Origin of the sequence: Actinokineospora fastidiosa (assembly GCF_014648415.1) — a bacterium.
GTDB lineage: Bacteria > Actinomycetota > Actinomycetes > Mycobacteriales > Pseudonocardiaceae > Actinokineospora > Actinokineospora fastidiosa.
Map to the genome: position 1 here is coordinate 450119 of NZ_BMRB01000004.1, position 11937 is coordinate 462055.

Consider the following 11937-nt stretch of genomic DNA (forward strand, 5'->3'; position numbering starts at 1 on the left):
CGCCCGTGGTGACGGTGGTGGGGATCGGCGCGGACGGGTGGGCGGGTCTGCCGTCGGCGAGCCGGGACGCCCTGGGCGCGGCCGACGTGGTGCTCGGCTCGGCGCGGCAGCTGGGCCTGCTCCCGACGGAGGTCGCCGCCGAACGGGTGCCGTGGCCGTCGCCGCTGCTGCCCGCCCTGCCGGGGCTGGTCGAGGCCAACGCCGGACGCCGGTTGTGCGTGCTGGCCAGCGGGGACCCGATGTGGTTCGGCATCGGCGTCGAGCTGAGCGCGCTGACCCGGGTCGACGTGCTGCCCCATCCGTCGTCGGCGTCGCTGGCGTGCGCGCGGCTGGGCTGGGCGCTGCAGGACGTCGAGGTGGTCAGCGCGGTGGGCCGTCCGGTGGAGCGGCTGCACGCTGCCGTGCACCCGGGCAGGCGGGTGCTGGTGCTGAGCGCGTCCGGCGAGACGCCCGCCGCGGTGGCGGCGCTGCTGCGCGACCGCGGTTTCGGCCCCAGCGCGCTCACCGTCCTGTCGGACCTCGGCGGGCCGACGGAGTCGGCGGTGACCGCGACCGCGGAGTCCTACACCGGCCCCGCGCCCGCGCTGAACGTCGTCGCCGTGGAGTGCGTGGCGGGCCAGGGCGCCCGGCGGCTGCCGAGGGTGCCGGGCCTGCCCGACGACGTCTTCGAGCACGACGGGCAGATCACCAAGCGTGAGGTCCGGGCGGTGACGCTGGCCGCGCTGGCCCCCGAGCCGGGGGAACTGCTGTGGGACATCGGCGCGGGCTCGGGCAGCGTGGGCATCGAATGGCTGCGCGCGCACCCGGCCTGCCGGGCGGTCGGGGTGGAGCCGCGCCCCGACCGGGCGGCGCGCGCGGCGCGCAACGCCGCCGCGCTGGGCGTGCCGCACCTGGACCTGGTGATCGGCTCCGCCCCGGACGTCCTCTCCGGACTCCCGCGCCCCGACGCGGTCTTCGTCGGCGGCGGGGCGACCGCCCCCGGCCTGCTGCCGGCGTGTTGGACGGCCCTGGCGCCGGGCGGCAGGCTCGTGGTCAACGCCGTGACCCTGGAGTCGGAGTCGCTGGTGACCCGCTGGCACGGCGAGGTCGGGGGGACGCTGACCCGGATCGCCGTGGACCGGGCGGGCGCGCTGGGCGGGTTCACGGCGTGGCAGCCGCAGCGGGCGATCACGCAGTGGCGCGTGGCCAAGGAGGAGATGTGACCGTTCACTTCGTCGGCGCCGGACCCGGCGCGGCCGACCTCATCACGGTGCGCGGGCGCGACATCATCGCCGCGTCGCCGGTGTGCCTGTACGCCGGGGCGCTGGTGCCGGTGGAACTGCTGGACGTGTGCCCGCCCGGGGCCCGCAAGGTCGACACGGCGAACCTGACGCTGGACGAGATCGTCGCCGAGATGCTGGCGGCCCACGCCGCCGGGCAGGACGTGGCGCGCCTGCACTCCGGCGACCCCTCGGTGTTCAGCGCGATGGCCGAGCAGATGCGCAGGCTGGACGCGGCGGGCGTGCCGTACGACGTGTGCCCCGGCGTGCCCGCCTTCGCCGCGGCCGCGGCGGCGCTCGGCCGGGAGCTGACGGTCCCCGGGGTCGGGCAGACCGTGGTCCTCACCCGCACGTCCGCCCGCGCCACGCCCATGCCGCCGGGGGAGGACCTGGCGTCGTTGGGCCGCAGCAGGGCCACGATGGTGCTGCACCTGGCGGTGCAGCGCATCGACGAGGTCGTCGCCGAACTCGTGCCGAACTACGGCGCCGACTGCCCGGTCGCGGTGGTGGCGCGGGCGTCCCGGCCGGACGAGGTCGTCCTGCGCGGGACGCTCGGCACGATCGCCGAGGCCGTGCACGCCGCCGGTGTCCGCAGGACGGCCGTCATCATGGTCGGGCGCGCCCTCGGGTCCCCGGACTTCTGCGACAGCCACCTGTACTCCGCCGCGCGGGACCGCGGGTGAGGCTGCTCGTCCTGGGCGGCACGGGCGAGGCCCGCGCCCTGGCCGCCGCGCTGCACCCCGGCCACGACGTGATCACCTCGCTGGCCGGTCGGGTGCGCGATCCCCGGCTCCCGGTCGGGCAGGTGCGCATCGGCGGCTTCGGCGGCCCCGCCGCGCTCGCCGAGTGGCTGCGGCGGGAGTCCATCGACGCCGTCGTCGACGCCACCCACCCGTTCGCCGAGCGCATCAGCGCCTCCGCGGCGACGGCGGCCGCTCAGGCGGGAGTGCCGCTCGTCCTCCTGCGCAGGCCGGGCTGGGCCGCGGGTCCCGGCGACGTGTGGCACCGCGTGGGAAGCCTGGACGCCGCCGCGCTGGCCGTCGCGAGCCTGGGCGAGCGGGTGTTCCTGACCACCGGCCGCCAGGGCCTCGCCGCGTTCGCCGACTGTCCGCAGTGGTTCCTCATCCGCTGCGTCGACCCGCCCGACCCGCCGCTGCCCGCCCGGTCCGAGGTGGTGCTCGCGCGCGGTCCGTACACTGTGGATGGTGAGACCGGCCTGATGCGCGAGCACCGCATCGATGTCCTGGTGACCAAGGACAGCGGCGGCCCGCTCACCGCGGCCAAGCTCGCCGCCGCCCGCGACCTCGGCGTCCCGGTGGTCGTCGTCGACCGCCCGGCCGCGCCGGACGTGCCCGTGGTCGGCACCGTGGCGGCGGCGCTCGCCTGGCTCGGGGTGAGCAATCTCTCGGCGGGCTGAATCCTCGCCGCCGCCCGTGGCGGATAAGGTGGTTCAGCGCACTTTCGCTGGGGTCGTCGTCAAACCAGGGGTGGTTGTCATCCGCCAGGTCGGGGTCTTCCTGCCGCCGTGACCGCTCGGTCGAGAGTGGTCCCATTCCCGGTTCCTGTCATCGCGGGGCAGCGCCGCCTCGCGCCGTTCGCCGTGCGCCTGAACACGTCTGGTTGGTTGTGCTGAGTATCAAGGCTGTCCGCACCGAGGTGCTCGCGGGGTTGGTCGTCGCGCTCGCGCTGATCCCCGAGGCCATCTCCTTCTCCATCATCGCCGGTGTCGACCCGAGCGTCGGCCTGTTCGCGTCGTTCACCATGGCCGTGGTGATCTCGTTCGTCGGCGGCAGGCCCGCCATGATCTCCGCGGCGACCGGGGCCATCGCCCTGGTCGTCGCCCCGCTCGCCCGCGAGTACGGCCTGGGCCACCTCATCGCCGCGGTCATCCTCGGCGGGCTCATCCAGGTGCTGCTCGGCTCGCTCGGCGTGGCCGGGCTGATGCGGTTCGTGCCGCGCAGCGTCATGGTCGGCTTCGTCAACGCGCTGGCGATCCTGATCTTCCTGGCCCAGGTGCCCGAGCTCATCGACGTGCCGTGGCCGGTCTATCCGCTGTTCGGCGCCGGACTGCTGATCATGGTGCTGTTGCCCCGGCTGACCAGGGCGGTCCCGGCCCCGCTGGTGGCCATCGTCGCGCTCACCGCGCTGACCGTCGGGGCGGGCATCGCGGTGCCGACCGTCGGCGACAAGGGCGCGCTCCCGGACTCGCTGCCCACCCCGGGCATCCCCGACGTGCCGTTCACCGTCGACACCCTGACGCTGCTGCTCCCGTACGCCTTCGCCTTCGCGCTGGTCGGGCTGATGGAGTCGCTGATGACGGCGAAGCTGGTCGACGACATCACCGACACCGGGTCCAACAAGACGCGCGAGGCCATCGGGCAGGGCGTGGCCAACATCGTCACCGGGTTCTTCGGCGGCATGGGCGGCTGCGCCATGATCGGCCAGACGATGATCAACGTGAAGGTCGCTGGCGCGCGCACGCGGCTGTCCACCTTCCTCGCGGGCGCGTTCCTGATGGTCCTGTGCGTCCTGCTCGGCCCGCTGGTGTCCGACATCCCGATGGCCGCGCTCGTGGCCGTGATGGTGCTGGTCGCGGTCGGCACGTTCGACTGGCACAGCGTCGCGCCGAAGACCCTCAAGCGGATGCCCGCGGGCGAGATCACCGTGATGGTGGTGACCGTCGCGGTCGTGGTCGCCACGGACAACCTCGCCATCGGCGTGGTCGTCGGCGCGCTGACCGCCATGGTGATCTTCGCCCGGCGGGTGGCCCGGCTCGTCGGGGTCACCTCGGTCACCGATCCCGACGGCGGCCAGGTCGTCTACGCGGTGACCGGCGAGCTGTTCTTCGCCTCGAGCAACGACCTGGTCCACCGCTTCGACTACGCGGGCGACCCGGACCAGGTGGTCATCGACCTCACCGACGCCCACATCTGGGACGCCTCCACGGTGGCCGTGCTCGACGCCGTGGTCACCAAGTACGGCAAGCGCGGCAAGACCGTCGAGATCGTCGGGCTCAACGAGCACAGCGCCACGATGCACGGCAGGCTCACCGGCGAGTTGACCGGCCACTGAGGACAGTGAAGGGGGCCCGGCTCGGGCGGCGAGCCGGGCCCCATGCGGGCGCGCGTCGATGCGTCAGGTGCAGAGCGCGCCGTTGAGGGTGTGGTTACCGGTGGTCGGGGCGGAGCCCGAGCCGTTGTAACCGACGGTCACGCTGGCGTTGGCGCCCAGGTTGCCGTTCCACGCCGCGTTGGTGACGCGGATGGTGTCGCCCGTCTTGGACCAGGTGCCGTTCCAGCCGTTGGTGACGGACACGCCCGGGGCGGTGAACTCGACCGTCCACGAGCTGACGGCCGTGCCGCCGTTGGTGATGACGACCTCCGCGGTGTAGCCGCCGGACCAGGCGTTGACGGTCCGGTGGACGATGCGGCACGAGCCCGCGGGCGGGGGAGTGGTGGTCGTCGTGGTCGAGGTGGTGGGGCCGGTGGTCGTCGTGGGCGGGGCGGCCTGGGCGAGCTCGTAGGCGCGCTGCGGGACGAACTGGCCCGCGCCCGCGATGCAGCCGTCGGCCTCGCCGGGCAGCTTCACCCACAGGAACGCCGCGATCTGCGCGTCGCCGGTCCGCGTCGTGCTCGGCACGCCGATCGCCCGGCCCGGCGGGTCGCACCACTCGTCGCCGAGGGGGCCGTTGCCGTTGCGGCTCGTGTCGATGACGGCCTTGAGCCTGCTGTCACCGAGGTTGTTCAGCACCGCCTTGGCGAACGGGACGGCCTCGGAGTTGGCGCGGTAGTTCGACACGTTGGTCGAGATGCCGTCCGCGCTGGTGAAGATGTCCGCGCCGCGCAGCCGGTTCGCCGCCTCCGACGGGGTCAGCCACGCCGAGTGGCCGATGTCGAAGAACACCCTGGCCTGCGCCGATCCCGCCTTGAGCTTCTTGCCCGCGTACGCCATGGACGCCCGCGTCTGCGTCTGCTGATCGGCGGTCTGGCAGCTGCTCATCAGCGGCAGCACGTCGGGTTCGAGCACGATGTAGGCGGGTCGTCCGGCCAGGCCCGCGGACACCTGGTCGACCCAGGCGCGGTAGGCGTCGTGGCTGGGCGCGCCGCCGCCGCTCGGCCCGCCGCAGTCGCGGTTGGGGATGTTGTAGACGACCATGATCGGGATCTTGCCCTCGGCGGCCGCGGCCCCCACGAACGCGTCGACCTGCCCGCGCACGGCGCTCGTGTTGGTGGTGGTGAACCACTTGGCCTGCGGCACCGACGCGATCCGGTCGCGGATCACCCCGGCGCGCGGGTCGTTGGGGTTGGCCGCGACCCAGCGGGCCGCCGAGGTGTCCGGGACGACGTAGAACTCCGACTCCGCGGCCGAGGCGGCGGGGCCGAGCATGGCGACCGCGCCCGCCAGCAGCGCGGCGCTCGCGGCCAGCGCGCCCGCGGCGACGCTCGTTCGCCTGCGGACCGGGGGTGGGACAGGGATGGCAGGGGGCACGTTCGACTCCGAGACTCGGCGGTGAAGTTCTTGGGAGCGCTCCCAGCTTACGATCCGCCGACCGCCAAGGGAACCCCCCGGACTGGATCGATCACAGAGAGTCCAGGTGGGCGGCGATCCCGTCGAGCACGCGGGCGAGGCCGAACTCGAACCCGTCCATGGCGAACGCCCCGGACGCGGCCACTGCCGTCATCGCCGGGAACCGGGCGGGGGTGACGTAGGCGTTGACCAAGGCCTCCTTGTCCGCCCACCACTCGACCTCGGACATCCCGCTGCGGGCCGAGGCCTGCTGGGTGTCCACCGAGATCCAGGCCAGGCCGCGCACGTAGGCGTCGACCAGCAGGTACACGCCGAGCATGTCCGGCTCGGACAGCCCGGCGGCCGCGCCGATGGCGAGCACGGCGTCCATGCGGACGGTCTCGTTCGGCCCGGCCAGCTCGTGCGCGATGGGGGTGCCCAGCAGCCAGGGGTGGCGGTGCATGAGCGTCCAGAGGCCGCGGGCGTACCCGGTCAGCTCGTCGCGCCACGGGCCAGCGGGATCGGGCACGGCGACCTCGCCGACGACCTGGTCGCGCATGGCGGCGACGAGGTCGGCCTTGTTCTGCACGTAGGTGTAGAGCGACATCGTGCCAACGCCGAGCCGCTCGGCGACGCGGCGCATGGACAGCTCGGCCAGACCGGCCTCGTCGGCCAGCTCGATGCCCGCGGCGACGACCGCGTCGGCGGTGAGCCCCGGCCTGCGCCCGCGTCCCGGCTCGCCCGGCGTGCGCCAGAGCAGGGTCATGGTGCGAGCGGGATCACGTCGCTCGTTCTTCTCGGCCATGTGCGCACCACCGTTCGTATGGTGTACGGTACGTTGTACGAGTCGTACGGCGTACTGATTCTAAGGGGTAGTGAGTGCAGGTTCGTCGAGTGACCCTGGCCGCGCACGTGGCGCAGGTGCGGGCGGGTGCCGCGTTCTACATCGACCACCTCGGTTTCCGTCCGGTCATGGTCGAGGACCACATCGCCAAGCTGGTGCGCGACGACGCCGACTTCGAGGTGGCGCTGCTGCCCGGGACGCCGCTCGCCGCCGGTTTGATCATCGCACTGGAGGTGGCCGACGTGCGCGCCGAGGCCGCCCGCCTGACGAGGGAGGGCGTCGAGGTCGGCCCGGTCCAGGACGAGGAGTGGGGAGAACGCCTCTGTCAACTCACCGACCCGAACGGATTGACCGTCCAACTGGTCCAGTGGCTCGGCGAGCGGCCCAACTGACCAGCGAAAGGGGAGAATCCCTGCCCGTGGCGAACATCCCGGCCGACACGGCCGCAGCCCTGACCCGCACCCAGGCCGTCTTCCACCCGGCCGACCCACCCCGCACCAGCACGATCGCCTTCATCGGCACCTTCGACGTCGGCGACCCGGCCGAACTGACCCTGTTCACCCCCACCACCCCAGATGGCACGCCCCGCCCCAACCGGGGGTCAGACCGTCCTTCTCTTCCAGGCTACCGGGATTCCGATCTTGTCAATAGGGCTCGCTCGCAGCCTGTGCACAACTCCGGGGGTGTGGAACTGACGACCGTCGCGGTGACCAAGCTATCCGTGGCCGACGCCGTGCCCGTGCTCAGTCGGGCTCGGCGGGACGGCTCGGCTGACCCGGCGGCGGCGTTCTGGGGGGCGGCGGTGGTGCTCGCCCTGCACCTGGTGGCGCGGGGGCGCATCGTGCCCGCGCTCAGCGCGGGTGGGGCCGACGCGTGGCGGGCGGGGCCGTTGGACGGGGACGATGTGGCGCGGGTGCGGGAGTTGGCCGCCGCCATGCCCGCGAGCGCGCGTGCCCTGCCCGTGACCGGGGACCGGCTGCCCGACGCCGAGGCGTTGGTCCGCCAGTTCCTCGACGCCGTGGTCGACGGCATGCCGCGCACCGCGGCGGCAGTCAAGGTGGCCGGGGGGCCGCTCTACGCCGCGCGGGCCGTCCACAAGGCGCCGCGGTTGCGGGCGTGGGCCGATGAGGTGGCAGGCGGCCTCGACGCGGGGCTGCGGGTGTCCCTGCGCGCCGAGGTGCCGGGCGGGGACTACGCGACCGGCGCGTTCCACGCCGTCGTGCAGGCGCACTCGCTGGCCGATCCGTCCGTGGTGGTCGACGCAGCGCAGGTGTGGGCGGGGACGGACCTCGGCCGCAACGCCCGGGTCGAGGTGACGCGGGCGCTGCGGCGCGCCTCGCGGGAGTGGCCGCCGCTGGCCCGGCTGCTCGGCAGCCCGGTGCCCGACCGGCTGGTGCTCGACGACGCCGAGATCGACGAGCTGATGGCCGCCGCGCCCCGGCTCGCCGCCGCCGGGGTGGACGTGCACTGGCCGAGGGAACTGCTGGGCGGGCTGACCAGCCGGGTCGCCGTCGGTCGGGCCGCGGGCGGGCTCGCGTCGTCGGTCGGGCTGGACTGGCGGATCGCCGTCGGCGGCCGGACCCTGACCCCCGAGGAGCTGGACCGCGTCGCCGACGCCCACCGGCCCGTCGTGCGCCTGCGCGACGGCTGGGTGCTGGTCGACGCCGAGACGCTGCGCCGGGCGCGGGAGCGCGAGCTCAAGCCGGTCGACGGCCTCGCCGCGCTCGGCATGGCGCTGACCGGGTCCGTCGAGGTCGACGGCGAGACGGTGGACGTCGAGCCCGCCGCGTGGCTGGACGAGCTGCGCGCCCGCATCGCCGACCCCGACTCCGGCGCCGAGGACGTCGACGCGCCCCCCGGCCTGGCCGCGACCCTGCGCGACTACCAGCTGCGCGGGCTGCGGTGGCTGGTCAGGATGACCTCGCTCGGCCTGGGCGCCTGCCTCGCCGACGACATGGGCCTGGGCAAGACGATCACCCTGATCGCCCTGCACCTGCACCGCGCGTCGGGGCCCACGCTGGTGGTCTGCCCGGCGTCGCTGCTGAGCAACTGGGAGCGGGAGATCCGCCGGTTCGCCCCGGGCGTGCCGGTCCGCCGCTTCCACGGCGCGGCCCGCGACCTGGCCGACGAGGGCTTCGTCCTGACGACCTACGGGACGCTGCGCGCCGACCTCGACCGGCTGTCCGGGCACCAGTGGGACCTCGTCGTCGCCGACGAGGCCCAGCACGCGAAGAACCCCACCTCGGCGACCGCCAAGGCGTTGCGCGCGCTGAAATCCACCGCGCGCGTCGCGCTGACCGGCACTCCCGTGGAGAACAACCTGTCCGAGCTGTGGTCTATTTTGGACTGGACGACGCCGGGGCTGCTCGGCTCGCAGGCGTCGTTCCGGGCCCGGTGGGCCGAGCGGATCGAGGGCGACCGCGACCCGGTGGTCGCGCGGCGTTTCGCCCGGCTGATCACCCCCTTCCTGTTGCGGCGGCGCAAGTCGGACCCGGGCATCGCCCCCGAGCTGCCGCCCAAGACCGAGACCGACCAGCCGGTGCCGCTGTCGGCCGAGCAGGCGGGCCTCTACACGGCCCTCGTGCGCGAGACCATGGCCGAGATCGGCTCCGCGCACGGCATGGCCCGCCGCGGCCTGGTGATGAAGCTGATCACCGGGCTCAAGCAGATCTGCAACCACCCCGCGCACTACCTCAAGGACGCGTCGGGGCGGCTGGCGGGCCGCTCGGGCAAGCTCGACCTGCTCGACGAGCTGGTGGACACCATCCGGGCCGAGGACGGCGCGGTGCTGGTGTTCACCCAGTACGTGGCCATGGCGCGGCTGATCGAGCGGCGCATGCGCGAGCGCGGCGTGCCCACCGGCTTCCTGCACGGCGGGACGCCGGTGCCGCGCCGGGAGGAGCTGGTGGCCGCGTTCGGCCGGGGCGAGTTCGGCGTCTTCCTGCTCTCGCTCAAGGCGGCCGGGACGGGCCTCAACCTCACCCGCGCCGACCACGTCGTCCACTTCGACCGGTGGTGGAACCCGGCCGTCGAGGACCAGGCGACCGACCGGGCGTACCGGATCGGCCAGACCCGTCCGGTGCAGGTGCACCGGCTGATCGCGGAGGGAACCCTGGAGGACCGCATCGCCGCGCTGCTGGCGGGCAAGCGCGACCTCGCCGAGTCCGTGCTGTCCTCGGGCGAGGCGGCGTTCACCGAGCTGTCCGACGCGGACCTCGCCGCGCTGGTGGAACTGCGGGGTGGCGCGTGAGCGCGGCGCGGGGCTTCCCCGCGTTCCCCGCTGTGCCCGGCACCGGCAGGTTCGCCCGCACCTGGTGGGGCCGGGCGTGGATCAGCGGCCTGGAGGACAGCGCCCTCGACGCCCAGCAGCTGCGCGTCGGCAGGCGGCTGGCCCGGTCCGGCCGGGTCGGGGCGATCACCGTCAGCGCGGGTCGGCTCACCGCCCAGGTCCACGACCACGGCGACGACACGAGCTACGCGACGGTCGTGCGGGTGCCGGTCCTGTCCGACGCGGAGTGGGACCGCTTCGCGGGCCAGGTGGCCGCCGAGTCCGGGCACATCGCCGCCCTGCTGGACGGCGAGATGCCCGCCGCGCTGGCGGAGGCGGCGTCGGCGGCCGGGGTGGCCCTGCTGCCCGGCATCGGCGACTTCGACTCCGAGTGCGGCTGCCCCGGCTGGGAGATGCCGTGCAGGCACGCGGCGGCCGTGGCCTACCAGGCGGCGTGGCTGCTCGACGCTGACCCGTTCGTGCTGCTGCTCATCCGAGGGCGGGGCCGGGAGTTCCTCCTGGAGCCGCCGGACACCGTCGAGGGCGTGCCCGCCGCGGAGGCGTTCGCGCGACGGCCCGCGCCGCTGCCGGACCCGCCGCCGGTCCCCGACGAGCCGCCCGCACCGCTGTCGGTGCCCGCGGCCCCGGGCGTCGACCCCGACGCGCTGGCCCTGCTGGCGGCCGACGCGGCCGTCCGCGCCCGAGCGCTGCTCACGGGCGGCCCGGTCCCGGTTCTGACGGCGGCCGACGACGTGGTGCGCTTCGCCGCGACCCACCCGACGGCCGTCGAGCGCCTGCGGCCCGCGCGGGAGGACCTGGACCAGGCGGTCGCCGCGTGGCGCCAGGGCGGGCTGCCCGCCCTGCGCGTGTTGGAGGCGTCGTGGCGCCCGCCCGCAGCGGACCTCGCCAGGGGCCGGGATGCGGTGGCGTCGGTCGCCGACGCGGAGGCCGAGGTCGCGGCCAACCGCATCACCGTCGGCGCGGCCCAGGTCCGTCTGGGCCGCGACGGGCGCTGGTACCCGTACCGCGAGCGCGGCGGCCGGTGGTGGCCGTCGGGCGCGCCGTCGCCGGACGCGGCGACGGCGATGCTCAACGGGTGAGCATCGCCGGGACGGCCTTGCGACAGACCAGGCCGTGGCCGCGTTCTTCCGCGGCCACGGCTGGGGTCTGTGGTCCGTCAGCGACGGTCGTTGCGGTCGTTGCGCTTGTTGCGGGTGGTCGTGTTGTCCTCGACGTCGATGCGTTCCTTGCGAACGTTGCCGCTCACGCGTTCCTGGTCGGTGACGGTCTCCTTGTCCAGGCGGACCTTCTCCACCGGGCGGACCGTCTTGTCAGCGACGGCTTCCTCGCGGTGCAGCGTGACCTCGGCCTCCTCATCGCCGAAGGCGTTCGGGTCGGCCGGGCGGTTGGGGTCGACCGGTTCGCGCACCACGCGCACTTCCTCGCGCCTGACCGGGACGCTCATGTCCTGGCGCTCGGTGACGACGTGCTTGACCAGCCGGACGCGGCCTGCCTCGACGTCGCGGACGCCCGCGTGCAGCTCCTCCTCGTGGCGGGTGATGCCGCCGCCCTTGCGGGAGGTGTCCTTGGTCCCGGTGTTCCTGGCCCCGGTGTCCCGTGTCGCCGTGTCCCGTGTCGTGGTGCCGCGCTGCTGGCGGCCGCCGGGCAGGCGGTCGTGCTCGCCGGTGCTGGCGGTGGGGATCATGCCGTAGTAGCGGTACAGCTCGTCCTGCTGCGCGTCCGACATGTGCCCGCCCTCGATATCGATGTGCGGCGAGTCCTTGATCTGCTTCTTGTCCACGGGCACCACGATCTGCCCCTGGCCCATCCTGGCCTCCTGGATCGGCACGAAGGTGTCCTTCATGCCGAACAGGCCGGTGTGCACCTCGGCCCACAGCGGGCGGCCGGTTCGGTCATCCAGCCACACCTGTTTCACCGAGCCGATCTTCTCGCCGTGCGCGTCGACCATGTCGCAGTCGAACAGCTGGTTGATCTGGGCCTGGTCGATCATCGGCTCACTCCCTTCGGTCGGGTCGTGCCTCGGCACCGGGCCTACCCGG

General features: G+C 74.1%; 10 protein-coding genes. 7 read left to right on the plus strand and 3 right to left on the minus strand.

Annotated features, from left to right (window positions below; translation table 11 throughout):
• The first annotated feature begins 5 nt into the window (after window positions 1-5).
• From cbiE to IEY98_RS24120, 4 genes are all read left to right on the plus strand, one after another.
• A complete protein-coding gene (gene cbiE / locus IEY98_RS24105; protein WP_189212878.1) occupies window positions 6-1202 on the plus strand; it encodes a precorrin-6y C5,15-methyltransferase (decarboxylating) subunit CbiE in 1197 nt (398 codons plus the stop codon).
• Complete coding sequence (gene cobM / locus IEY98_RS24110; RefSeq protein ID WP_189212879.1) at window positions 1199-1942, plus strand: precorrin-4 C(11)-methyltransferase; 744 nt, start codon at window positions 1199-1201, stop codon at window positions 1940-1942. The genes cbiE and cobM overlap by 4 nt, the downstream gene beginning before the upstream one ends.
• On the plus strand, window positions 1939-2676 hold the full coding sequence (locus IEY98_RS24115; RefSeq protein WP_189212880.1) for a cobalt-precorrin-6A reductase: 738 nt from the start codon (window positions 1939-1941) through the stop codon (window positions 2674-2676). The genes cobM and IEY98_RS24115 overlap by 4 nt, the downstream gene beginning before the upstream one ends.
• 209 nt (window positions 2677-2885) lie before the next feature.
• Window positions 2886-4331, plus strand: a complete 1446-nt coding sequence (locus tag IEY98_RS24120; RefSeq protein ID WP_229787325.1) for a SulP family inorganic anion transporter — start codon at window positions 2886-2888, stop codon at window positions 4329-4331.
• Between the two features lie 63 nt (window positions 4332-4394).
• On the opposite strand, the gene IEY98_RS24125 is transcribed toward IEY98_RS24120, so the two are convergent.
• Both IEY98_RS24125 and IEY98_RS24130 read right to left on the minus strand, forming a co-directional pair.
• Window positions 4395-5747: a glycoside hydrolase family 6 protein gene (locus tag IEY98_RS24125; protein ID WP_229787327.1), complete on the minus strand. Its 1353-nt coding sequence runs from the start codon at window positions 5745-5747 to the stop codon at window positions 4395-4397.
• Between the two features lie 91 nt (window positions 5748-5838).
• The gene (locus IEY98_RS24130; RefSeq protein ID WP_189212882.1) at window positions 5839-6570 is read right to left on the minus strand and encodes a TetR/AcrR family transcriptional regulator; all 732 of its coding nucleotides are present in this window, start codon (window positions 6568-6570) and stop codon (window positions 5839-5841) included.
• Between the two features lie 74 nt (window positions 6571-6644).
• Between IEY98_RS24130 and IEY98_RS24135 the strand changes: the two genes are divergently transcribed.
• Genes IEY98_RS24135 through IEY98_RS24145 form a run of 3 tightly spaced genes read left to right on the plus strand, consistent with a single transcriptional unit; the run spans window position 6645 to window position 10977 of the window.
• The gene (locus IEY98_RS24135; RefSeq protein WP_189212883.1) at window positions 6645-7001 is read left to right on the plus strand and encodes a VOC family protein; all 357 of its coding nucleotides are present in this window, start codon (window positions 6645-6647) and stop codon (window positions 6999-7001) included.
• Between the two features lie 26 nt (window positions 7002-7027).
• Complete coding sequence (locus IEY98_RS24140; RefSeq protein ID WP_189212884.1) at window positions 7028-9859, plus strand: SCO1167/SCO6262 family helicase; 2832 nt, start codon at window positions 7028-7030, stop codon at window positions 9857-9859.
• The gene (locus IEY98_RS24145; RefSeq protein WP_189212885.1) at window positions 9856-10977 is read left to right on the plus strand and encodes an SWIM zinc finger family protein; all 1122 of its coding nucleotides are present in this window, start codon (window positions 9856-9858) and stop codon (window positions 10975-10977) included. Before IEY98_RS24140 ends, IEY98_RS24145 begins: the two co-directional genes overlap by 4 nt.
• A 77-nt stretch (window positions 10978-11054) precedes the next feature.
• On the opposite strand, the gene IEY98_RS24150 is transcribed toward IEY98_RS24145, so the two are convergent.
• Window positions 11055-11888: a DUF2382 domain-containing protein gene (locus IEY98_RS24150; protein ID WP_189212886.1), complete on the minus strand. Its 834-nt coding sequence runs from the start codon at window positions 11886-11888 to the stop codon at window positions 11055-11057.
• Window positions 11889-11937 lie beyond the last annotated feature (49 nt).

Coding starts and splice junctions, on each gene's coding strand:
- IEY98_RS24130 (WP_189212882.1), bottom strand. CDS start 6,570: ATGGCCGAGAAGAACGAGCGACGTGATCCCGCTCGCACCATGACCCTG.
- IEY98_RS24150 (WP_189212886.1), bottom strand. CDS start 11,888: ATGATCGACCAGGCCCAGATCAACCAGCTGTTCGACTGCGACATGGTC.